This window comes from Rathayibacter sp. AY1G1 (assembly GCF_002932095.1).
Classification (GTDB): domain Bacteria; phylum Actinomycetota; class Actinomycetes; order Actinomycetales; family Microbacteriaceae; genus Rathayibacter.
The window spans coordinates 24,308-45,746 of sequence record NZ_PSUZ01000027.1; the positions used below are offsets into that span (position 1 = coordinate 24,308).

Consider the following 21,439-nt stretch of genomic DNA (forward strand, 5'->3'; position numbering starts at 1 on the left):
ACCGGGGCACAGCCCCCCGGCGCCGGCATCCCGGCGCCGCACGCACTCACGGACGGATTCACACCATGGTCACCTTCGTCGACAACGTCACGCTGCATCTGCGTGCCGGCCACGGCGGCAACGGCTGCGTCTCCGTCCGTCGCGAGAAGTTCAAGCCGCTCGCCGGCCCCGACGGCGGCAACGGCGGGCACGGGGGCGACATCGTCCTCGTCGCCGACCCGCAGACGACGACGCTGCTCGCCTACCACCGCCACCCGCACCGCAGCTCCGAGAACGGCGGTCCCGGCATGGGCGACCACCGCGCGGGCGGGAACGGCGAGCTCATGGAGCTCCCCGTCCCGGTCGGCACGGTCGTCAAGTCGCCGGACGGCGACCAGCTGATCGACATGGACGAGCCCGGCCTCCGGTTCGTCATCGCTCCGGGCGGGCAGGGCGGGCTCGGGAACGCCTCTCTCGCCACCACGAAGCGCAAGGCGCCCGGCTTCGCGCTGCTCGGCACGCCGGGCTGGGAGGGCGACGTCGTCCTCGAGCTGAAGACCGTCGCGGACGTCGCGCTCGTCGGATTCCCCTCGGCGGGCAAGTCGAGCCTCGTCGCGGCGATCTCGGCGGCCAAGCCGAAGATCGCGGACTACCCGTTCACGACCCTCGCGCCCAACCTCGGCGTCGTGCAGGCGGGGGAGTCGCGCTTCACCGTCGCCGACGTGCCCGGTCTCATCGAGGGCGCGAGCGAGGGCAAGGGCCTGGGCCTGGAGTTCCTCCGCCACGTCGAGCGCTGCACCGCCCTCGTCCACGTGCTCGACTGCGCCACGCTCGAGCCCGGCCGCGACCCGCTGACCGACCTCGACATCATCCTCGGGGAGCTGGCGGCTTACCCCGTCGGCGACGGACAGGTGCCGCTGATCGAGCGGCCGCAGCTGATCGCGCTCAACAAGGTCGACGTGCCCGAGGCCCAGGAACTGGCCGACTTCGTCCGGGCCGACCTCGAGGGCCGCGGCTACCGCGTGTTCGAGATCTCGACGGTCAGCCACTCGGGACTCCGCCAGCTGACGTTCGCCCTCGCCGAGATCGTCGAGAAGCACCGCCTCGAGCTCGCCGCCGTGCCGCGGGTGGAGCGCATCACCATCCGCCCCCGCGCCGTGGACGAGAAGGACTTCGAGATCCGGGTCGAGGGCGGCTCGTACGGCAACGTGTACCGGGTCCTGGGCACCAAGCCCGTGCGCTGGGTCGCGCAGACCGACTTCACGAACGACGAGGCCGTCGGCTTCCTCGCCGACCGCCTGGCCAAGCTCGGAGTCGAGAACGGCCTGTTCTCGGCTGGAGCGGTCGCCGGCTCCACCGTCGTCATCGGCCCCGGCGACGGCGTCGTCTTCGACTGGGAGCCGACCCTCACCTCGACGGCCGAGCTCATCACCGCGCCCCGCGGAACGGACCTCCGCCTCGAGGACAACCGGCGCAAGACCCGCAACGAGCGTCGCGAGGACTACTTCGAGCGGATGGACGCCAAGGCCGAGGCCCGCGCGGAGCTCGAGCGCGAGCGCCAGGGCGGCGTCTGGCGCGTCGCCGACGAGGGCGACGGCACGGAGGCCGGCGAGGAGAGCTGACTCCCGCCGCCGGGGTCGTCTGCCTCTACACTGGCCGGATGCCGCAGACGACCCCCGACAGCAGTGCGCTGACCGAGCGGTTCGCCGCTTCCCGTGCCGCGTCGCGCTCCCTCCGCAGTGCGACCACCGACCTCAAGAACCGGGCTCTGCTCGCCATCGCCGACGCGGTGCGCTCGAGCGCCGCGCGCGTCGTCCCGGCGAACGAGCTCGACCTCCAGCGGGGTCGCGAGAGCGGGATGAGCGCGGGCCTGCAGGACCGCCTCCGCCTCGATGCGGCGCGCCTGGGGTCCCTCGCCGACGCCGTCGTCGCGGTCGTCGGGCTCACCGATCCGGTCGGGCAGACGGTGCGGGGATCGAACTTGCCCAACGGCGCCTCCCTCACCCAGGTGCGGGTCCCGTTCGGCGTGGTCGGAGCGATCTACGAGGCGCGCCCGAACGTCACCATCGACATCGCGGCGCTCGCCCTCAAGAGCGGGAACGCCGTGATCCTGCGCGGAGGCTCGGCCGCGGAGAACACGAACCGCGTCCTGGTGGAGCTGCTGCAGGAGGCCGTCGCCTCCGTCGGGCTGCCCGCCGAGCTGGTGCAGACGGTCGACGACCACGGCCGCGAGGGCGCGAAGGCCCTCATGCGAGCGCGCGGCTACGTCGACGTCCTGGTGCCGCGGGGGAGCGCGGGCCTCATCGAGTCGGTCGTGACCGAGTCGACGGTCCCTGTGATCGAAACGGGCGCCGGAGTCGTCCACGTCTTCCTCGACGCCAGTGCCGACGAGCAGTGGGCCGTGGACATCGTCCACAACGCCAAGGTGCAGCGTCCGAGCACCTGCAACGCCCTCGAGACCCTCCTCGTCCACCGTGACGCCGCCGAGCGCCTCCTCCCGCCCGTGCTCGGCCGGCTCGCGGAAGCGGGAGTGACCGTGCACGGCGACGAGCGCGTCGCGGCGCTCTGGCCCGACGCGGTGCCCGCCACCGACGAGGACTGGTCCGCGGAGTACTACTCGCTCGACGTCGCCGTCGCGATCGTCGACGACCTAGAGGCCGCGATGGCCCACATCGACCGGTACTCCACCCACCACACCGAGTCGATCGTGACGAACGACCTCCGAAGCGCCGAGCGCTTCCTCGCCGAGGTCGACTCCGCGGTCGTGATGGTCAACGCCTCCACCCGCTTCACCGACGGCGGGGAGTTCGGGTTCGGCGCCGAAGTCGGCATCTCGACGCAGAAGCTGCACGCTCGGGGCCCCATGGGCCTTCCCGAGCTGACCAGCACGAAGTGGCTGCTGCGCGGCGCGGGACAGGTCCGCGCCTAGCGCCCGGACCGGCGATCCGGCGTCGAGCGGCGTCCGGGTAGACTCGTCGGAGCCCCGCCGGGGCGACCACGACCTCCAAGGAGCACTGCATGTCCCTCGCGACGACCGTCCTCGCCGAAGCAGCGGCCCACACGGAGCTGCCGTTCCCCCCGATCGTCTTCGGCCTGATCGCCGCCGTCGCCTTCACGGCGCTCGGCTTCGTCACTTGGAGCTACCGGGACGTGGCGAACCGCCACTCGCACAAGACCGGTGCCGGCTCCCACGACCAGCACGGTCACGGACACTAGGCGGGGAGCCCAGCGATCGTGACGTCCGCCGCGAGCGGAGGCCCGCGGCGTCCGCGCATCGGCGTGATGGGCGGCACCTTCGACCCGATCCACCACGGTCACCTGGTCGCCGCCTCCGAGGTGGCCCAGTCGTTCGACCTGGACGAGGTCGTCTTCGTGCCCACCGGCCAGCCGTGGCACAAGAAGACGGTGACCTCCGCCGAGCACCGGTACCTGATGACGGTGATCGCGACGGCGTCGAACCCGCGCTTCACCGTCAGCCGAGTCGACGTGGACCGCATCGGCACGACCTACACGATCGACACCCTGCGCGACATCCACGCCGCGCACCCCGACGCCGAGCTGTTCTTCATCACCGGCGCGGACGCGGTCGCTCAGATCCTGAGCTGGAAGGACTACGACGAGCTGTGGGAGCTGGCCCACTTCGTCGCCGTCAGCCGGCCGGGGCACGTCCTCAACGTTTCGGGATTGCCGGCCCAGGACGTATCCTTGTTGGAGATTCCGGCACTGGCGATCTCCTCGACCGACTGTCGGAGCCGCGTCAACCGGGGTCATCCGGTCTGGTACCTGGTTCCCGACGGTGTCGTCCAGTACATCTCGAAGCACCACCTGTATCGGAGCACGTCATGACAGTTCAGCCCGAGGAGAAGCCGCTCACCCGGCGCGAGATCCGCGAGCGCGAGAGGCGCGAGGCCGGTGCGGCCACGACCGCCGCCGTTCCGACGACGTCCCGCCGAGCTGCCACCGCGACCGCCACCACCGCCGGCGACATGCCGGTGCTGACCCCCACCCAGGCCCTGCGGATCACCCCCGTCGAGCCGAGCCCCGCGAGCGAGCCCGACCTGCGCACCTCCTCGATGGAGATCGTCGCCACCGAGAACGCCACGGGCCGCCAGCTGACCCGTCGGGAGCTGCGCGCACTGCTGGCGCAGCAGCAGGCGGAGAAGGTCGCCGCCGCACCGGAGGCGGAGCCGCCCGCCGACGAGGAGCGGTCCGACGACGAGCGCTCCGACGACGTCGAGGGCGCCCTCGAGCGCGCCTCGGCGCTCCCGCCGACCGGGTCGGTCCCCGTGATCGAGGCGGCCGACGAGTCCCGTGATGCGGAGCCGGTGCCCGAGGGCGCAGCGGAGCAGGAGCCGGAGGGCGACGAGGACGTCGTCACCGAGGACGCCCCCGAGGCGTCCGAGGAAGAGGCGGACGAGTCCGCCACCGATGCGACCGCGGACGCCGACGCGGCCGAGGTGCACGAGGCCGAGATCGAGAGCTCCTCCTCCGACGACGAGACGCCGTCCGCGGACGCCTCCGACGAGCGGGACGCGGACGACGAGCAGCCGACGGCCGGCGAGCAGCCCGAGCAGCCGCACCTGAACACCGCGCTCTTCGCGTCGGTGGGCGGATCCCTCGACATCGCCGACGAGAAGGCCACCGAGATCACCGGGAGCTTCGAGCCGCCGATCGAGCACCTCGCCATCACCGAGGAACTCGACAGCAAGTCGAAGGAGGAGGTGGACGCCTCGTTCGACTCCCTCATCGCGAGCGGAGTCGCCGCCACCGGTGCCGTCACCACCACCAACGCGCTGATCCTGCCGACCACGGGCCCCGGCGCGACAGTCGGCACGGACACGGGGGAGATCCTCGTCACCGGCTCGTTCGACCTCCCGCGCAGCCTCGGCTCCACGGGCCAGCACCCGAACCTCTACGACTCGCCCGATGTGGACCGCTACGTCGACCGCATCGACCGCGAGCAGCCCGTCGGCGAGTCCGAGCCGGTCCGGGCGTCCAGCGCCGTTTCCACCCACGCCGCCGGCACCTCGATGATCGCGCCGCAGAAGCGCGCCGGCGTGAGCGTCCCGGTGGTCCTCGCGATCACCGCGGCCGTCCTGCTGGTCGGCGCGATCGCGCTGTTCATCGGCGGCTTCGTGCTCAACATCTTCTGATCTCCACCACCGACACTGAAGGCTTCATGACTGCGACCGATTCCGCCCGCGCCCTGCTCCAGCTCGCGGCCACCGCCGCCGACTCCAAGGGCGGTGAGGACCTCGTCGCCCTCGACGTCTCGGGGCCGCTGCCGCTGGTCGACATCTTCCTCCTCGCCACCGGCCGCTCCGAGCGCAACGTGGTCGCGATCGCGAACGAGGTGGAGGACCGCCTGAACGACTCCGGCGCCAAGCTGCTGCGCCGCGAGGGCCGTGCGGAGGGCCGCTGGATCCTCCTCGACTTCGGCGACCTCGTCGTGCACGTCTTCCACGAGGAGGACCGCATGTACTACTCGCTCGAGCGCCTCTGGAAGGACTGCCCGACGGTGCCGTTCACTCTCGAGCAGCCCGTCGCCGTCGACTCGTCGACGTCCTCGAACTGACGAACACGCCCGGCGACAGCGCTCGATTTCACTTCACGCGAATCGTGTTGTAGTTTATTCGAGTTGCTTCCGCCGGGCGGAGACAGCGAAAGACAGTACGAAGCAAGACAGAACACAACATGGGTCCGTGGCGCAGCTGGTAGCGCACCTGCATGGCATGCAGGGGGTCAGGGGTTCGAATCCCCTCGGATCCACCGAACAGGTCCGCACTTCTCCGGGAGTGCGGACCTTCGTCGTTCACGGCGCTACAGGGTCTGGCGCCGTCCTGTCCGGCTCAGGCCGGTCGTGACCGTACCCGCCCGCCCGCCGGGTCCCCCTGCTGGTCACGCACGCGTCGGCCCGACCGGCTCCACATGGCCGCCGCATCCGGCGAGGAATCCGGAGAGCTCGCCCCAGGCGTCCTCCCCGATCGTGGTGTTCGGGCGCCGTGCGAGATCGGCCAGAGCGTCCGTCAGCTCGTCGACTCCCGTCACGATCCTCGTCCGTGCCGCTCCCGTGCCCTGCCATCCGGGCGCGTACGTCCTGACGTCGGGGTGGCTGTAGAGCACGGCCGTCTCGAACCACGGCGTGGGCAGACCGTTCAGGGCCAGGTGCTCCTTGAGCCTCGCGGCCTGGATCCGGACCTGCCGGGCGGGGACGTGCTGCTCGACATGCGTGCGCACCGTCCACCGCGACACCGTCCCCGGTGCGATCTGAACCGCGAAGGCCTCGGGCAGGGCGTCCTCGTCGAGGAGGACGCCGTAGGAGGGGTGGACAGTACCGGGTCGCACGCCGTCGAAGACGACCCCCTGCCAGTACTTGGCCTCGATGATGAGCGCGCCGTGCCGGGTGAGCAGCAGATGGTCGATCTGCGCGAGGAAGCGGCGCGTCGTGCGCGCGTCGACCGGTACGAAGACGACGTTCGTGGCGAGGACGCCGGACAGCCCCGCCGAGGCGCACGCCTCCCGGATCAGGGTGTGCGAGACGGCCTCGCTGCTCCAGGTCCTGGCGAGCGCGTCACGGGTCTGCTCGACCTCCTCCTGCGCCGTCTCGAGCTCGTTCCGACTGAGGTCGCGCTCGGCGTCGCGCGCGCGCGTCAGTGCCTTGAGCGCCGCCTCGTGGCTCCGGTCGCGCTCGGCGATCGTGCGCTGGTGCTCCTCCGCGGCCTCCTCCGCGGCCTGCTCCGCCGCCGCTCTCGCCGCAGTGCGCCGTCGGCGGCCGGTGACGACCGTGATGAGGAGGGCCAGGAGCAGGGCGGCCGCGACGGCCCAGGGCAGGTACTCGTTCATGGTCCCCAGGCAAGCACGGACCACCGACCGTGCGCCGCCACGGCTCCTGATCGCGCCGTTCGGCGGACCGGCCGCGGTGCGCTCGCTCGTGCCCTGTCCGGACGTCTTCGTCGGCGTCCGCCTGCGCGCGCGGTGGAGACGCCGACCCTGCGCCGGCCGATCGCGCAGGCGGAGCCCTACCGCCGCCTGGCGGACGCGATGCGCGACCAGCACGAGGTCCGGCTGACCGGCGTCGAGGGCACGCTGCTGGGCTTCGTCGGCCCGCAGCCGTTCCAGGGGATCAGCGTCGCCGGCCTGCGCACGCACGTCGTCGACACCACCGGCGGGATCGGCGGCCACGTGCTCGCCGCCTCCGGAGTCGCGGGCCTGCTCGAGATCGAGCAGTACGGCGGCATCACCGTCCGCCTGCCCGAGTCAAACGACCACCTGCGAGCCGAACTGGACGCGGCGGCCGACGCCGACGCCGCGATCCGAGCCGTGGAGACCGGCCACCCGCGCTGAGCGGCCCTACCCTGGACCCATGCCCTCACTGCGCGACGTCCACTCCGTCATCGACCGTCTCTGGCCCGAGGCGGCCGCCGAGAGCTGGGACGCGCCCGGCCTGGTCACCGGCGACCCCGACGCCGCGGTGGAGCGGATCCTGCTCACGGTCGACGTGGTCTCCGACACCGTCGCGGAGGCCGTCGACGGTGGATACCAGCTCCTGGTCGCGCACCACCCGCTGCTGCTGCGCGGCGTCACCTCGATCGCCGAGGACGGCTACAAGGGCCGCCTGCTCGCGGACCTCATCCGGGGCGGCTGCGCACTGATCTCGGCCCACACGAACGCCGACATCGTCGCGGACGGGGTCTCGGACGTGATCGCCACCCGCCTCGGCCTGACCGGCGCGACTCCGCTCGTCCCGGGCGCCGACCCGTCGGTCGGGCTCGGCCGAGTGGGCGACCTGCCCGAGGAGGTGACGCTCGGACGCCTGGCCGGAGCCGTGGCCGAGCTCCTGCCGGCCACCGCAGGGGGAGTGCGGGCCGCGGGCGCCTACGAGACGCCCGTGCGCCGCGTGTCGCTCTGCGGGGGAGCGGGGGACTCCCTCCTGGACGCCCCCGCCGTCCGCACGAGCGACGTCTTCATCACCGCCGACCTCCGGCACCACCCGGCCTCCGAGGCGCGCGAGAAGGCCCTGCACGGCACCGGGCCCGCCCTCATCGACGTCTCGCACTGGGCGAGCGAATGGCTGTGGCTCGACGTCGCCGCGACCGCACTGCGGGAGGCCCTGCCCACGGTCACCGTCGAGGTGAGCGAGACCCGCACCGACCCGTGGGATTTCGCGATCGTGCACTGACCCGCCGCGGGCACGGGAGAATGGACGCGGCGCGCCCGTACTGCGCGCCGGGAACGAGGACCGCCACGTGAAAGCCAGCCCCGCACACCAGCGCGAACTCCTGACTCTGGCGAGTCTGGACACGAGGGGCGCGCAGCTGCGCCACGCCCTCGCGACGCTCCCGCAGATCGCGCGGATCCAGGCGATGCAGGCCCGCGACAACGAGACCCGCCGCTCCCTCGCCGAGCGCACAGGGCGCCTCGAGGACGTGCGCACCGAGCTCGGGCGCATCGAGTCCGACGTCAGCGTGGTCGAGAAGCGGCTCACCCGCGATCGCGACCGCCTGCAGACCGCCTCCGCGGCCAAGGACATCGCCGCGCTCGAGAGCGAGATCACCTCCCTCGTGAAGCGACGGGGAGACCTCGAGGACATCGAGCTGACCCTGATGGAGCGGATCGAGGGCATCGAGTCCGAGGTCGCCGCGGCTCAGGCCGAGCGCGACGAGGTCGTCGCCTCGCTCGGGACCCTCGCCGAGGAGCGCGACGCGCAGGCCGAGAAGCTCCGCGACAAGCAGGAGGCGCTCGCCCGGGACCGCGCCGACCTGGTGACGACCCTTCCGGAGGACCTGGTCGAGCTGTACGAGAAGCAGCGCGCCCGCTACGGAGTCGGCGCGGCCCTCCTCCGCGGGAAGGTGTCGGAGGGGAGCGGCGTGGCCCTCACCGAGTCGGACCTCTCCTGGATCCGCGCCTCCGCTCCCGACGAGGTCGTCCTCTGCCCCGACAGCGGCTGCATCCTGGTGCGCGGCGAGGAGTCCACCCTCGCCTGAGCCGTACACTGGACGGGCGAACGGGCCGGCAAGACGGTCGCGTCACCGCGGCGAGAGCCGTGGTGCCGAGGAACGTCCGGGCTCCGCAGAGCAGGGCGGTGGGCAACACCCACCCGGGGCGACCCGCGAGACAGTGCCACAGAGAACAGACCGCCGTCGGCTCCGGCCGGCGGTAAGGGTGAAACGGTGGTGTAAGAGACCACCAGGGGCCGGAGTGATCCGGTCCGCTCGGTAAACCTCGCCCGGAGCAAGGTCAGACAGAGGACGATGCGGCTGCTCGTCGGGTCCTCGGGTAGACCGCTGGAGGGTCACGGCGACGTGGCTCCGAGAGAGATGGCCGTCCAGCGCCCGCCGAGAGGCGCGGCGTGAACAGAACCCGGCGTATCAGCCGACCCCTTCGCCACGAGATGCCCCGCCCCGGCGGGGCATCTCGCGTCTCCGCCGGTCGCCGAGGTCGCGCTCCCGCCCGCAGGCAGCGCGACGGCCTGCCGTGGCGGTTCCCGGGTCTCGACACACCCTTGCGCGGCTACTCGTCAAGACTGGCGCAGTCCATCTCTCGCGCTGCCTCCTGCGGACGACGCGGCGCAGCACGACGTCCGGCAGGCGCCGATCCCGGAGGACGGTCCTGAGACGCCGCTGCGGATCGCCGCCGAGGACCGGGTGCCCCCGCCCCGTCGTGGCTCACCGCGACCGCTGGACCCCGAAGGTCCGATCATGTCCGTGCGCCATGGCGCCACGCACCAGGCGAACCGGCGAAACGCGTGCCAGCGTTTCGCCGTAGCCGTCCGCACCCCGCTCCCCGGAACGCGTCACCTCCCGAGGCCGACCGCGCCTCGGCGGGCGGGGACCGCCGAGGAAAAAGACTCAGCCCCGCCCTGCGAGCGCGGCCGCGCCGAGGATGCCGGCGTTGTTGCGGAGCGCCGCCGGGATGATCGGGGTGCGCAGGTCGAGCAGCGGGAGGAACTCGTCGTGGTGCTTGGAGATGCCGCCGCCGACGATGAAGAGATCGGGCCAGAGCAGCGCCTCGAGGTGGGAGTAGTAGCGCTGCAGGCGCTTCGCCCAGTGCTTGTAGTCGAGGTCGTCGCGCTCCTTGGCGGCGAACGAGGCCTTCTTCTCGTAGTCGCCGCCGTGGATCTCGAGGTGGCCGAGCTCGGCGTTGGGGATGAGGATCCCGTCGTGGATCTGCGCCGTCCCGATGCCGGTGCCGAGGGTGGTCATGATGACCAGGCCCTTCTTGTCCTTCGCCGCTCCGAAGCGCGACTCGGCGTAGCCCGCCGCGTCGGCGTCGTTGACGAAGAAGATGTTCCTGCCGATCGCGTCCTCGAAGAGCTTCTCGGCCTCGAGGCCGATCCACTCGTCCGACACGTTCGCCGCCGACATCGTCCGTCCGTGGACGACGACGGCGGGGAAGCAGATGCCGACCGGGGTGTCCGAGGGCAGGTCCGGGATCCTCTCGAGGATCTGCTGGACGGTGGCGACGATGTCCTTCGGCGTGCCTCCCGGGGGAGTGGCGAGCTTCATCCGGTCGCTGAGCAGGGTGCCCGCGGCCAGGTCCACCGAGGCCCCCTTGATGCCCGTTCCCCCGATGTCGATCCCGATGGCGGTCGCCGCAGCAGTCATAGCGGCCATGCTAGCGAAGGGCGGGGGTGCGGACCGACGCGGGCTGCGGCGTAGGATCGCGGCATGGCTGACGGCGACGCGAACTCCTGGTGGTACAACCTCAAGGCCGGCACGGTGGAGCAGGGATTCGTGTCCCCCTCCGTCGACCGGGTGGGACCCTTCTCCTCTCGCGAGGAGGCGGAGCACGCCCTCGAGCGGCTGCACGAGAACAGCCGCAAGTGGGCCGAGGAGGACGCCGCCGAGGACCGCTGACCGCGGCTACTCGTAGCTGTGCTCGGCGCCGGGGTAGGCGCCGGACTCCACGTCGTCCCGGTACGCGGTGACCGCTCCGGTGAGCACGCCGCGCAGATCCGCGTACTGCTTCACGAAGCGGGGGATGCGGCCGGTGGTCAATCCGGCGAAGTCCGTCCACACGAGCAGCTGTCCGTCGACGTGCGGTCCCGCTCCGACTCCGATCGTGGGGATGCGCAGCTCCTCCGTCACCTGACGTGCCGCGTCGGCGGGCACCATCTCGAGGACGACGGCGAACGCCCCGGCCTCCTGGACGGCGCGCGCGTCGGCGAGCAGCTGCTCGATGCCCTCGCCGCGCCCCTGCACCATGTGGCCGCCGAGCCCGTGCTCGCTCTGCGGCGTGAAGCCGATGTGCGCCATCACGGGGATGCCCGCCTCGACGATGCGCCGGATCTGCTCGGCGGAGCGGACTCCGCCCTCGAGCTTCACCGCGTGCGCGTGCGTCTCCTTCATGAAGCGGAACGCCGTGTGCAGCGCGTCGTCGGCCCCCGACTCGTAGGAGCCGAAGGGCATGTCGGCGACGACGAAGGCGCGCTCGACGGCTCCGGCGACGGCACGTGCCAGCGGGATGAGCTCGTCGACGGTGACGGGCAGAGTGGTGTCGTAGCCGAGCACCGTGTTGCCGGCGGAGTCGCCCACGAGGAGGAAGTCGATCCCGGCGTCGTCGAAGATCTTCGCCGTCAGCTGGTCGTAGCTGGTCAGCCCGGTGATGCGGACACCGGAGTCCTTCGCGTTCTGGAAGTGGCGGGTTCGAACGCGTTTCACGGGCTGCGCTGACATGGGCGCCAGTCTACGGCGCGCCTCGGGCGCCCCGCGGGCCCCGGTCGGAGGCAGTAGCCTGAGGGTCGAAACAGGAGGGGTCTGGATGGACAAGCAACGGGACTTCGTTCTTCGCACCATTGAAGAGCGAGGGATCAAATTCGTTCGCCTCTGGTTCACCGACGTCGTCGGCACGCTGAAGTCGGTCGCGATCGCGCCGGCCGAGGTGGAGGGCGCGTTCGCGGAGGGGCTCGGCTTCGACGGCTCCGCCATCGAGGGCCTCACCCGCTCCTTCGAGGCCGACGTCCTCGCGCATCCGGACCCGTCGACCTTCCAGATCCTCCCGTGGCGCGGAGAGATCGACCCGACGGCGCGGATGTTCTGCGACATCACGACGCCCGACGGCCAGCCCGCCGTCGCCGACCCGCGCAACGTGCTCAAGCGCACGCTGGCGAAGGCGGCCGAGCGCGGGTTCACCTTCTACACGCACCCCGAGATCGAGTTCTACCTCCTCAAGTCGTCGTCCTTCGGCGCCGAGGGTCCGGAGCCGGTCGACTCCGCCGGGTACTTCGACAACGTCCCCGGAGGCACGGCGCACGACTTCCGCCGCCGCTCCGTGCGCATGCTGGAGGATCTGGGCATCTCGGTCGAGTTCAGCCACCACGAGGCGGGCCCCGGCCAGAACGAGATCGACCTCCGCTACGCGGACGCGCTCACCACGGCCGACAACATCATGACCTTCCGCACCGTGATCAAGGAGGTGGCGATCGAGCAGGGCGTCTACGCGACGTTCATGCCGAAGCCGCTCTCCGGGCACCCCGGCTCGGGCATGCACACGCATCTCTCGCTCTTCGAGGGCGACGTGAACGTGTTCTACGAGCAGGGCGCCCAGTACCAGCTCTCGAAGCTCGGCCGTCAGTTCATCGCGGGCCTGCTCAAGCACGCCCCCGAGATCACCGCCGTGACGAACCAGTTCGTCAACTCCTACAAGCGGCTCTGGGGCGGCGACGAGGCGCCCAGCTACGTCTCGTGGGGCCACAACAACCGGTCCGCCCTCGTGCGCGTTCCGCTCTACAAGCCCAACAAGGGGCAGTCGTCGCGCATCGAGTACCGGGCGCTGGACTCCGCGGCGAACCCCTACCTGGCGTACTCGCTGCTCCTGGCGGCCGGGCTCAAGGGCATCGAGGAGGGCTACGAGCTCCCGGCCGAGGCCGAGGACAACGTGTGGGCCCTCTCGGACGCGGAGCGCCGGGCGCTCGGCTACGGCGCTCTGCCCGCCAGCCTCGACCGCGCCATCTCGCTGATGGAGGAGTCCGAGCTCGTGGCCGAGACGCTGGGCGAGCAGGTGTTCAACTTCGTGCTGCTCAACAAGCGGAAGGATTGGGCCGAGTATCGCGCCCAGGTCACGCCGTACGAGCTGCGCAGCAATCTCGAGATGCTCTGACGCCTCGGCCATGCCCCGTGAACGCTCCCTCCGCGATGTCGCACGCCTCGGCTTCGCCGCGCTCGGCGAGACCGGGGCGCGGCTGGCCGAGGCGGAGGAGCTCGCCGGGCGGCAGCTCGAGTCGGTGCTGCCCTCCTTCGCCCGGGTGGCGGACCCGGACGAGGCGCTGCTCGCTCTGATCGACCTGCTGCGGCGGCACCGCGACCGGATGGACGCGGTCCTCGCCGACGACGAGGCCCTGACCCGGCTGCTTCTGGTGGTGGGGGCCTCCTCCGGCCTCGCCGACTTCCTCCAGCGCCGGCCCGACGAGCTGGCCAGCGTGCTCGAGCCGGTGCGCACGCTCCCCGGGCGCGCCGAGATGAAGGCCGAGCTGCTCGAGTCGGTCGGCGCCGTCGACGGCTTCTCGTCGCTCCGGGAGGAGGCGGGCTGGACGGCGCTGCGCGTGCGGTACCGCCGCCTCCTCACCAGGATCGTCGTCCACGACCTGAGCCAGGCCGACCCCGTCGCGGCGATCGACCGGGTGACGAGGGCGCTGGCCGACCTCGCCGGAGCCGCGCTGGAGGCGTCCCTCGCCGTGGCGCGGACCGAGCTGGTCGAGGGCACGGGCCCGGGTCGTTTCGGCCGCGACGAGGTCGCCGCCACCCGCTTCGCCGTCATCGGCATGGGCAAGGCGGGAGCGTCCGAGCTCAACTACGTCAGCGACGTCGACGTGATCTTCGTCGCCGAGGGCGACCCGGAGAAGGAGCTGACGAACGCCCGTGCGATCGACGTCGCCACCCGGCTCGCCGTGCTCCTCATGCGCGGGACCTCTGCGCTGGCGATGGAGCCGGAGCTCTGGGAGGTCGACCCGAACCTGCGCCCGGAGGGCAAGCAGGGCGCGCTCGTGCGCACCCTCGAGTCGCACATCACCTACTACGACCGGTGGGCGAAGAGCTGGGAGTTCCAGGCGCTGCTCAAGGCGCGTCCGCTCGCCGGCGACCAGGAGCTGGGGCGGGCGTACGTCGACGCGGTCGCGCCCAAGGTCTGGTCGAGCGCCTCCCGCGAGAACTTCGTCGAGTCGGTGCAGCGGATGCGGGAGCGGGTCACCGAGAACATCCCGCAGAACGACGTCCACTACCAGATCAAGCTCGGGCCCGGCGGCCTGCGCGACATCGAGTTCACGGTGCAGCTGCTTCAGCTCGTCCACGGGCAGACCGACGACGAGATCCGCATGCCCGGGACTCTCCTCGCCCTGGGCGCCCTCGCCGACCGCGGGTACATCGGCCGCTCCGCCGCCGAGGAGTTCGCGCAGGACTACCGGGCACTCCGGCTGCTCGAGCACCGCCTCCAGCTGCGGCGCCTTCGGCGTACGCACCTGATGCCGCGGGACGAGCACGAGCTGCGGACCCTCGCCCGCTCCAGCGGGCTCGCCCGCACGGCGGAGGAGCTGCTGAGCGTCTGGAACGGGATCAAGCACCGCGTCCGGGGCCTGCACGAGCGCCTGTTCTACCGTCCGCTGCTCTCCGCGGTCGCCGCGCTCTCCGACGGCGGTGCCGAGCTGTCCACCGGCCAGGCGGAGGCGCGCCTCGCCGCCATCGGCTTCGCAGACGCCCGCGGGGCGCTCGGTCACATCGCCGCGATGACCTCGGGCGTCTCGCGCCGCGCGAGCATCCAGCGCCACCTCGTGCCGGTGATGCTGCAGTGGTTCGCCGACGGACCGGACCCCGACTACGGCCTGCTCGCGTTCCGGCGCCTCAGCGACGCACTGGGCGGGACGCCCTGGTTCCTCCGGATGCTGCGCGACTCGTCCGGAGCCGCCAAGCGGCTCACCACGGTGCTCTCCGGATCGCGCTTCGTCGGCGAGCTGCTCGACCGCATCCCGGAGTCGGCGGCCTGGCTCGAGGACGACGACGCCCTCCGCCCCCGCAGCGCCGCCCAGCTCGCCGAGGAGGTGCGCGCCGTGCTCGCCCGGCACGAGACGCCCGACGCGGTCGCCTCGGTCCTCCGCTCGATGCGCCGGCGCGAGGTGCTGCGGACCGCCATGGGTGGCGTGCTCGGCCTCAGCTCGATCGAGGAGATCGCGACCAGCCTCACCGACATCATCAGCGCACTGCTGGGCGGCGTGCTCGCCGCCATCCGGCGCGGCAGTGCGGCCCGGCCCGGCGCCGACGCGGAGTTCGCGATCATCGGCATGGGCCGGTACGGAGGGGCGGAGCTGGGGTTCGGCTCCGACGCCGACGTGATGTACGTCCAGCGACCCGGCACCGCCGAGCCGCACCAGGCCCAGCTCTACTCGCAGTTCGTCGTCGCCGAGCTGGTCCGGCTCACGGAGGACTCCCGCCTGCCACTCGACCTCGACGCCGACCTGCGGCCCGAGGGCAAGAACGGGCCCCTCGTGCGCTCCCTCGACTCCTACCGCGCCTACTACGCCCGCTGGTCGCTGACGTGGGAGGCGCAGGCGCTGCTCCGGGCGCGGGGAGTAGCGGGGGACCAGGCGCTCATCGAGGACTTCGAGGAGCTGGCCGACGGGGTCCGCTACCCGGGAGCGGTCTCCGACCGTGACATCCGCGAGGTGAAGCGGATCAAGGCACGGGTCGAGAGCGAGCGTCTGCCGCAGGGCGCCGACCCGCGCCGTCACCTCAAGCTCGGCCGCGGATCGCTGAGCGACGTCGAGTGGCTGGTGCAGCTCCTCCAGCTGCAGCACGCGCGGCGGACCCCGGCGCTCCGGACGACCTCGACCCTCACCGCCCTCGCGGTCGCGGAGGAGGAGGGCATGATCGGCCCGCAGGACGCGGATCGGCTGCGCGCCGCGTGGATCCTCGCGTCCCGTGTCCGCTCGGGCACCACGCTCTGGGGCAACCGCACCAGCGACGTCCTCCCGACCGACCGCCGGCAGCTCGAGGGCGTCGCGCGCCTGCTCGAGTATCCGGCCGGGTCCGCGACGGCACTCGAGGACGACTACCTCGGCGTGACCCGCCGCTCCCGCGCGGTCTTCGAGCGCCTGTTCTACGGGCCGGCCGCGGGAGACGCTCCCTCCTACCGCTGACGCCCGCGCGCCGCGGACGGCGAAGGACCGCCCCTCCGAGGAGGAACGGCCCTTCGGCAGTGCTGCGGGATCAGACCCCGTAGTACAGCTCGAACTCGAACGGGTGAGGACGCTGCGCGAGGGGCTTGATCTCCTTCTCGCGCTTGTACTCGATCCAGGTGTCGATGAGCTCCTGAGTGAACACGCCGCCCTGGAGGAGGAAGTCGTGGTCGGCCTCGAGGGCGTCGAGCGCCTCGCCCAGGGTCGCGGGGACCTGCGGGATGAGCTTCGCCTCCTCGGGGGGCAGCTCGTAGAGGTCCTTGTCGACCGGCTCGTGCGGCTCGATGCGGTTCTTGATGCCGTCGAGGCCCGCCATCAGCTGGGCGGCGAACGCGAGGTACGGGTTGCCGGAGGCGTCGGGCGCACGGAACTCGATGCGCTTGGCCTTCGGGTTCGTGCCCGTGATCGGGATGCGGATGGACGCGGAGCGGTTGCCGGCCGAGTAGACCAGGTTGACCGGCGCCTCGAAGCCCGGGATCAGGCGGTGGTACGAGTTGACCGTCGGGTTCGTGAACGCGAGGACGGCGGGGGCGTGCTTGAGCAGTCCGCCGATGTACCAGCGCGCGAGGTCCGAGAGACCGCCGTAGCCGTTCTCGTCGTAGAAGAGCGGCGTGCCGTCGTTCCACAGCGACTGGTGGGTGTGCATGCCCGAGCCGTTGTCGCCGAAGAGCGGCTTCGGCATGAACGTGGCGGTCTTGCCCCACTGCTCGGCCGTGTTCTTGACGATGTACTTGAACTTCAGGATGTCGTCCGCCGCGTGGACCATCGTGTCGAAGCGGTAGTTGATCTCGGCCTGGCCGCCGGTGCCCACCTCGTGGTGCGAGCGCTCGAGGATGAGGCCGGCGTCGATCAGCTTGAGGCAGATGTCGTCGCGGAGGTCGGCCTGCTTGTCGACGGGGCTCACCGGGAAGTAGCCGCCCTTGTAGGGCGTCTTGTTGCCGAGGTTGCCGCCCTCCTCGACGCGTCCCGAGTTCCAGGCGCCCTCGACCGAGTCGACGGAGTGGAACGCGGAGTTCTGCGTGATCTCGTAGCGGACGTCGTCGAAGATGTAGAACTCCGCCTCGGGGGCGAAGAACGCGGTGTCGGCGATGCCGGTCGACGCGAGGTACTTCTCGGCCTTCTTCGCGACCTGACGCGGGTCCTTGGAGTAGATCTCGCCGTTGCGCGGGTTGTAGATGTCGAAGACGAGGATCAGCGTGCGCTCGACGCGGAACGGGTCCACGTAGGCGGTGGTCACGTCAGGGATCAGCTGCATGTCCGATTCGTGGATGTTCGCGAATCCGCGGATCGAGGACCCGTCGAAGAGCTGACCAACGGAGAAGAACTCCTCATCGACAGTCGAGGCGGGGATGTTGAAGTGCTGCTGGACACCGGGGAGATCGGTGAACCGGATGTCGAGGAACTTGACGTCCGTGTCCTTGATGAACGAGAGCACCTCGGAAGAATCTTTAAACATGCAAAGGTCTCCAATGGCGTGACGGGGTGCTGCAGAGCGCAGCCGTTCCAGGGTAGTGACGGGGGGTTTCCCCACCGTGTCCCTGTTGTTTCCGACATGTTACGGGGCCGGTCCGGGGTCGGGCTCCACGTCGTCTGCCGGACCACCCGCTCCTCGGTCCGCTCCGAGACGCCGCGGATAGGATCGGAGGATGCCAGCCGCCGACCGCAGGACCTTCGCCGACGCCGCCCCGAGCTCGTACCCGGGGGAGCGTCTCGGCCTCCCCCGAGAGGGCCGCCTCTCGGTCGGACGGTCCGGCCGCCGCATCGCCGCCCTGGCCGTCGACTTCGCCGTCGCCGCTCTGCTGTCGCTCGCGTTCTTCGACTACGACCGCTGGGCGAGCCTGCTGCTGTTCGTCCTGCTGCAGGTCGTCTTCATCCCCACCATCGGCGGCAGCATCGGGCACCGCCTGCTCGGGATGCGCGTCATCCGTCTCGGCGGGGGCTGGGTCGGCGTGTGGCGCCCGATCGTGCGCTCTGTGCTGCTGGCCGTGCTGGTGCCGGCGCTCGTCTGGGACTCGGACCAGCGCGGCTTCCACGACAAGGTGGCCGGGACGGTTCTCGTCCGCTACTGACTCGCGCCGCAGACGCGACAGGCCGGCCGGGAGAGATCCCGACCGGCCTGTCGCGTCGTGCGTCAGCGCGATCGCTGAGGGCGCACCTTGAAGGGGTCGACGCCCTTCGGGATGGGCAGCGACGTGTTGAGCGAGGAGAGCCGGTTCTTCACCGCGAGGACCTCGGCCTTGGTGAGGACCTTCTTCGTCTTCGAGAGGCGGCTCGGCACCTTGTGCAGCGGAGTCGCATCGGCGTCGGAGCCGACGTGCACGAAGGTGACGGGGACGTTCGGCAGGATCCGCGACACCTTGCGCCGCTCGTCCTCGAGCATGCGCTTGGTCCGGGAGGCGGGGCCCTCCGCGATCAGCACGACGCCTCCGCGGCCGACGGCGCGGTAGACGGCGTCCTGGGTCTTACCGTTGACGGCGACGGGCATCTCGCCGCCGGTCCAGGTGCCGCGCAGTCCGCTTCGCAGGACGGCGCCGACCGCGCCGGGCTGCCCGGCGATCTGCCCGTAGGCGGCGCGCTCGGCGCGACGCGAGAGCACGGCGAGTCCGGCGACCAGGCCGGCCATCACGCCCACGATGATCCACAGCGCGATCACGAAGCCGTTGCCGTTGCCGAGCAGGATGCCGAGGAGCACGCCGAGCAGGATCGGGAGCAGGAGCGCGAGGAGGATGATCCAGACGGCGCTGCTGTCGTAGCGGCGGGTCATCTGGAACACCTGCCACATCTGCTTGAGACGTCCGGGTTCCTTGACCGCCTTCGTCGACGGTTCCGTGCTGCGTGCCATGACGTCAAGGATACCGAGCGGGAGCGCGGCGGCGGACCCCGGACGCGGATCCGACTCCTCCACAGAGGGCACGTGCGCCGATCCCTCCACCGATCGGGATCGGCGGGCGTCCTCCGCCTCGGCCTGCGGTCAAGCTCGCCTCATGACGAGCAGCGGGACGGTCCAGGGCCGGAGGATCGGCGGAGCGCGGACGGGGAGGCGGTGGACGCCTGCGCCGGACGCCGCACCGTCGGCCGAGCGGACGATGCGGCCGCGGGAGGCCGAGGCGCTGCAGGCGTCGCCGGTGGCTCGGCTCGCCGAGCACCGCCACCGCGAGAGCATCGTCCGGGTGGAGTCGTCTCCGAGGAGGTGCATCGTGTCGACCGCCCCTCCCGTCGTCGCCACGCTCGAGAGGTTCCTGCGGGTCGAGCGGGGGATCGGACTCGGCGCCGCGGTCACCCTCCTCGCCCCCGTGGTGGGCGCGGTCCGCTCGGCCGCGCTCGAGGGAGCATGGCTGGCTCCGACGACGGACGACATCGGCTTGACGGAGAAGGGTCGGCCCCTGCTGCTGCTGACGACGCCCGCCGTCGACACCCCGCGTGCGGCGCGCGACGCGCTGCAGCGGGTCCTGGAGCGCCTCGGGATGCTCTGCCCGGAGCTGCCGGTCGCCGCCCTCGCGCGGCACCGCGACCTGCTGGCGCTGGAGGGCAACCTCTACGGACTCGCTGATCCGCAGGGGATAGGCGAGGCGGTGCGGGCGCTGCCGACGTCCGGCGCGGATGCCCGGGGTCGGGAGGCGGTGCCCGCTCCGGCTGCCCGGCACAGGCGGGTCCATCCGCTCGACGGCTGGCAGGACCGCCTCCGGGCGTTCGTCGTCCGGCGTCGGGGACCGCTCTCCGTCGGGACGGCGATCGTGCTGGGAGCGGTGCTCGCCGGTTCGCTCGCGGGCGGGCCCGATCGGCAGGTGCAGGATGCGGAGGCGTCGACCGCAGCCGCGCCCGTTCCGGCTCGGTCGGCTCCGCCGGCGGTGGCGACCGCGGCACCGCCGGCTCCGGTCGCGGCGACCTCACTCGACGCCGAGCAGGCGGCGGAGGTGCTGATCGACGCGGTGCGCGCGTGCGGGGACCGGGAGTGCGCCCGCGGTCTGGTCACGGCGGACTCGCCGCTCGGCGACGCAGCGGACGGCCCCGCCTCCGCTGTCCCGGCGACGGGGGAGGCGTCGGCCGTCCTCGTCGACGTGAACGGGGCATCGGCGGTCGTGCACCTCCGGACGGCCCCGGGGACGACAGCGGCCTCCGTCCTGATCATCAGGACGGAGGCCGGCTGGCTCATCCGCGACGTCTACACCGGAGCGGCCTCGTGAGAGGCGCGCTCAGGGGGAGCGTCTCAGATGCCGAGGTCGTTCTCGAACGAGCCCTCCTCGAGACGCTCCTTGATCGCGACCAGGAAGCGCGCCGCGTCGGCTCCGTCGACCGTGCGGTGGTCGTACGAGAGCGCGAGGAAGACGGTCGAGCGGATCGCGATGGCGTCAGCACCGTCCACCTGCACGACGGCCGGCTTCTTGGTGACGATGCCGGTGCCGAGGATCGCGGTCTGCGGCAGGAACACGACGGGAGTGTCGAACAGGGCCCCGCGCGAACCGGTGTTGGTCAGCGTGAAGGTGCCGCCGGCGAGCTCGTCGGGCTTCAGCTTGTTGTTGCGGGTGCGCTCGGCCAGGTCCCCGATGGTGGAGGCGATCTGCGCGAGGTTCAGCTCGGACGCGTTCTTGAGGACCGGGGTCAGCAGGCCGCGCTCGGTGTCGACGGCGATGCTGATGTTCTCGTGATCCGGGTAGACGATCGACTCCCCGTCGAGGGTCGAGTTGATCACCGGGTAGGCCTTGAGCGCCTCCGCCGCCGCGAGGGCGAAGAATGGGAGGAAGGACAGCTTGGCGCCGGTCTTCTCCTGGAAGCTCTTCTTGACCGAGTCGCGGAAGCGGGCGACCGCCGTGACGTCGACCTCGATGACTGAGGTGAGCTGGGCGCTCGTCTGCATCGACTCGACGGCGCGCTGCGCGAGGACCTTGCGCAGGCGCGACATCGGCTGCGTGGTGCCGCGGAGGGGCGACGTCTCGAGCGGGGTGCGCGCGGCCTTGGCGGCTGCGGCGGCGGGCGCCGAGACCGGGGCGGCCGGAGCCGACTTGGCGGCCTCGACCGCGTCGAGGACGTCCTGCTTGCGGATGCGGCCGCCGACTCCGGTTCCCGTGAGGGTGGAGAGGTCGATGCCGTTCTCGCCGGCGAGCTTGCGCACGAGCGGGGTGACGTAGCCGGGGTTGGAGTCGGTGGGCTCCGGGGAGGCGGCGGGCGCGGCGGCAGCGGGCGCAGGCGCGGCGGCGGCCGGGGCGAGATCCTGCTGGTCGCCGTCGGCCGCGGCCCGGTGACCGCGGGCATCGGCCTCGAGGAGGCCGGGGTCCGCCTCGACCGCGGCTACGTGCTGAC

20 protein-coding genes, 1 tRNA gene and 1 other RNA gene are annotated in these 21,439 nt (G+C 71.6%); 16 read left to right on the forward strand and 6 right to left on the reverse strand.

Annotation, left to right across the window (positions count from 1 at the left end):
* Nucleotides 1-65 precede the first annotated feature (65 nt).
* From obgE to C5C36_RS14340, 7 genes are all read left to right on the forward strand, one after another.
* The gene (obgE, locus tag C5C36_RS14310) at nt 66-1,601 is read left to right on the forward strand and encodes a GTPase ObgE (RefSeq protein ID WP_104223681.1); all 1,536 of its coding nucleotides are present in this window, start codon (nt 66-68) and stop codon (nt 1,599-1,601) included.
* Between the two features lie 38 nt (nt 1,602-1,639).
* The gene (locus tag C5C36_RS14315; RefSeq protein ID WP_104309944.1) at nt 1,640-2,908 is read left to right on the forward strand and encodes a glutamate-5-semialdehyde dehydrogenase; all 1,269 of its coding nucleotides are present in this window, start codon (nt 1,640-1,642) and stop codon (nt 2,906-2,908) included.
* A gap of 89 nt (nt 2,909-2,997) precedes the next feature.
* Nucleotides 2,998-3,195: a hypothetical protein gene (locus C5C36_RS14320; protein WP_104223679.1), complete on the forward strand. Its 198-nt coding sequence runs from the start codon at nt 2,998-3,000 to the stop codon at nt 3,193-3,195.
* Between the two features lie 18 nt (nt 3,196-3,213).
* Complete coding sequence (nadD, locus tag C5C36_RS14325) at nt 3,214-3,825, forward strand: nicotinate-nucleotide adenylyltransferase (RefSeq protein WP_104223678.1); 612 nt, start codon at nt 3,214-3,216, stop codon at nt 3,823-3,825.
* Nucleotides 3,822-5,132, forward strand: a complete 1,311-nt coding sequence (locus C5C36_RS14330) for a hypothetical protein (protein ID WP_104309945.1) — start codon at nt 3,822-3,824, stop codon at nt 5,130-5,132. The genes nadD and C5C36_RS14330 overlap by 4 nt, the downstream gene beginning before the upstream one ends.
* A 26-nt stretch (nt 5,133-5,158) precedes the next feature.
* A complete protein-coding gene (gene rsfS / locus C5C36_RS14335) occupies nt 5,159-5,554 on the forward strand; it encodes a ribosome silencing factor (RefSeq protein ID WP_104223676.1) in 396 nt (131 codons plus the stop codon).
* A 121-nt stretch (nt 5,555-5,675) separates the two neighbouring features.
* Nucleotides 5,676-5,748, forward strand: a tRNA-Ala gene (locus C5C36_RS14340).
* A gap of 129 nt (nt 5,749-5,877) precedes the next feature.
* Here the strand turns inward: C5C36_RS14340 and C5C36_RS14345 are convergent.
* On the reverse strand, nt 5,878-6,822 hold the full coding sequence (locus C5C36_RS14345; protein ID WP_146085349.1) for a nuclease-related domain-containing protein: 945 nt from the start codon (nt 6,820-6,822) through the stop codon (nt 5,878-5,880).
* 132 nt (nt 6,823-6,954) lie between these two features.
* On the opposite strand from C5C36_RS14345, the gene C5C36_RS17725 reads away from it, so the two are divergent.
* The 4 genes from C5C36_RS17725 (at nt 6,955) to rnpB (ending at nt 9,363) form a co-directional block, all read left to right on the forward strand.
* A complete protein-coding gene (locus C5C36_RS17725; protein ID WP_181133829.1) occupies nt 6,955-7,323 on the forward strand; it encodes an acetolactate decarboxylase in 369 nt (122 codons plus the stop codon).
* Between the two features lie 19 nt (nt 7,324-7,342).
* On the forward strand, nt 7,343-8,158 hold the full coding sequence (locus C5C36_RS14350) for a Nif3-like dinuclear metal center hexameric protein (protein WP_104309947.1): 816 nt from the start codon (nt 7,343-7,345) through the stop codon (nt 8,156-8,158).
* A gap of 67 nt (nt 8,159-8,225) precedes the next feature.
* Nucleotides 8,226-8,963 carry a zinc ribbon domain-containing protein gene (locus C5C36_RS14355; protein WP_104226713.1) on the forward strand — a complete coding sequence of 246 codons (738 nt, stop codon included), beginning with the start codon at nt 8,226-8,228 and terminating at the stop codon, nt 8,961-8,963.
* Nucleotides 8,964-8,984: 21 nt separating this feature from the next.
* Nucleotides 8,985-9,363: RNase P RNA component class A (gene rnpB / locus C5C36_RS14360), an RNA gene on the forward strand.
* 464 nt (nt 9,364-9,827) lie between these two features.
* Here the strand turns inward: rnpB and ppgK are convergent.
* Nucleotides 9,828-10,583 carry a polyphosphate--glucose phosphotransferase gene (gene ppgK / locus C5C36_RS14365; RefSeq protein ID WP_104309948.1) on the reverse strand — a complete coding sequence of 252 codons (756 nt, stop codon included), beginning with the start codon at nt 10,581-10,583 and terminating at the stop codon, nt 9,828-9,830.
* 63 nt (nt 10,584-10,646) lie between these two features.
* On the opposite strand from ppgK, the gene C5C36_RS14370 reads away from it, so the two are divergent.
* Nucleotides 10,647-10,835 carry an SPOR domain-containing protein gene (locus tag C5C36_RS14370; RefSeq protein ID WP_104223671.1) on the forward strand — a complete coding sequence of 63 codons (189 nt, stop codon included), beginning with the start codon at nt 10,647-10,649 and terminating at the stop codon, nt 10,833-10,835.
* A gap of 6 nt (nt 10,836-10,841) precedes the next feature.
* Here C5C36_RS14370 and panB read toward each other — a convergent pair whose 3' ends face one another.
* Entirely contained in the window at nt 10,842-11,654 is an 813-nt protein-coding gene (gene panB / locus C5C36_RS14375; protein WP_104309949.1) for a 3-methyl-2-oxobutanoate hydroxymethyltransferase, read from the reverse strand.
* A gap of 85 nt (nt 11,655-11,739) precedes the next feature.
* Here panB and C5C36_RS14380 point away from each other — a divergent pair, with 85 nt between their 5' ends.
* Both C5C36_RS14380 and C5C36_RS14385 read left to right on the forward strand, forming a co-directional pair.
* Nucleotides 11,740-13,077: a glutamine synthetase family protein gene (locus C5C36_RS14380; RefSeq protein WP_068253236.1), complete on the forward strand. Its 1,338-nt coding sequence runs from the start codon at nt 11,740-11,742 to the stop codon at nt 13,075-13,077.
* Between the two features lie 10 nt (nt 13,078-13,087).
* On the forward strand, nt 13,088-16,102 hold the full coding sequence (locus tag C5C36_RS14385) for a bifunctional [glutamine synthetase] adenylyltransferase/[glutamine synthetase]-adenylyl-L-tyrosine phosphorylase (RefSeq protein ID WP_104247261.1): 3,015 nt from the start codon (nt 13,088-13,090) through the stop codon (nt 16,100-16,102).
* 70 nt (nt 16,103-16,172) lie between these two features.
* Here the strand turns inward: C5C36_RS14385 and glnA are convergent, their stop codons facing one another.
* Nucleotides 16,173-17,597, reverse strand: coding sequence for a type I glutamate--ammonia ligase (glnA, locus tag C5C36_RS14390; RefSeq protein ID WP_104223668.1), 1,425 nt, complete (start codon nt 17,595-17,597; stop codon nt 16,173-16,175).
* A gap of 190 nt (nt 17,598-17,787) precedes the next feature.
* Here glnA and C5C36_RS14395 point away from each other — a divergent pair, with 190 nt between their 5' ends.
* Complete coding sequence (locus C5C36_RS14395; protein WP_104223667.1) at nt 17,788-18,210, forward strand: RDD family protein; 423 nt, start codon at nt 17,788-17,790, stop codon at nt 18,208-18,210.
* Between the two features lie 62 nt (nt 18,211-18,272).
* Here the strand turns inward: C5C36_RS14395 and C5C36_RS14400 are convergent, their stop codons facing one another.
* On the reverse strand, nt 18,273-18,983 hold the full coding sequence (locus C5C36_RS14400) for a DUF4191 domain-containing protein (protein WP_104223728.1): 711 nt from the start codon (nt 18,981-18,983) through the stop codon (nt 18,273-18,275).
* A 355-nt stretch (nt 18,984-19,338) separates the two neighbouring features.
* Between C5C36_RS14400 and C5C36_RS14410 the strand changes: the two genes are divergently transcribed.
* Nucleotides 19,339-20,325, forward strand: a complete 987-nt coding sequence (locus C5C36_RS14410) for a hypothetical protein (protein WP_104309950.1) — start codon at nt 19,339-19,341, stop codon at nt 20,323-20,325.
* Between the two features lie 23 nt (nt 20,326-20,348).
* Here C5C36_RS14410 and sucB read toward each other — a convergent pair.
* Nucleotides 20,349-21,439 (reverse strand): 2-oxoglutarate dehydrogenase, E2 component, dihydrolipoamide succinyltransferase (sucB, locus tag C5C36_RS14415; protein WP_104309951.1); only part of this gene is annotated, 1,091 nt, incomplete at its 5' end.

Bases quoted from the DNA above. Each gene is read 5' to 3' on its own strand.
- C5C36_RS14345 (WP_146085349.1), bottom strand. From the start codon at position 6,822: ATGAACGAGTACCTGCCCTGGGCCGTCGCGGCCGCCCTGCTCCTGGCC.
- C5C36_RS14370 (WP_104223671.1), top strand. From the start codon at position 10,647: ATGGCTGACGGCGACGCGAACTCCTGGTGGTACAACCTCAAGGCCGGC.
- C5C36_RS14315 (WP_104309944.1), top strand. From the start codon at position 1,640: ATGCCGCAGACGACCCCCGACAGCAGTGCGCTGACCGAGCGGTTCGCC.
- C5C36_RS14400 (WP_104223728.1), bottom strand. From the start codon at position 18,983: ATGGCACGCAGCACGGAACCGTCGACGAAGGCGGTCAAGGAACCCGGA.
- C5C36_RS14330 (WP_104309945.1), top strand. From the start codon at position 3,822: ATGACAGTTCAGCCCGAGGAGAAGCCGCTCACCCGGCGCGAGATCCGC.
- panB (WP_104309949.1), bottom strand. From the start codon at position 11,654: ATGTCAGCGCAGCCCGTGAAACGCGTTCGAACCCGCCACTTCCAGAAC.
- C5C36_RS14350 (WP_104309947.1), top strand. From the start codon at position 7,343: ATGCCCTCACTGCGCGACGTCCACTCCGTCATCGACCGTCTCTGGCCC.
- C5C36_RS14320 (WP_104223679.1), top strand. From the start codon at position 2,998: ATGTCCCTCGCGACGACCGTCCTCGCCGAAGCAGCGGCCCACACGGAG.
- rsfS (WP_104223676.1), top strand. From the start codon at position 5,159: ATGACTGCGACCGATTCCGCCCGCGCCCTGCTCCAGCTCGCGGCCACC.
- C5C36_RS14380 (WP_068253236.1), top strand. From the start codon at position 11,740: ATGGACAAGCAACGGGACTTCGTTCTTCGCACCATTGAAGAGCGAGGG.
- glnA (WP_104223668.1), bottom strand. From the start codon at position 17,597: ATGTTTAAAGATTCTTCCGAGGTGCTCTCGTTCATCAAGGACACGGAC.
- ppgK (WP_104309948.1), bottom strand. From the start codon at position 10,583: ATGACTGCTGCGGCGACCGCCATCGGGATCGACATCGGGGGAACGGGC.
- C5C36_RS14395 (WP_104223667.1), top strand. From the start codon at position 17,788: ATGCCAGCCGCCGACCGCAGGACCTTCGCCGACGCCGCCCCGAGCTCG.
- obgE (WP_104223681.1), top strand. From the start codon at position 66: ATGGTCACCTTCGTCGACAACGTCACGCTGCATCTGCGTGCCGGCCAC.
- C5C36_RS14385 (WP_104247261.1), top strand. From the start codon at position 13,088: ATGCCCCGTGAACGCTCCCTCCGCGATGTCGCACGCCTCGGCTTCGCC.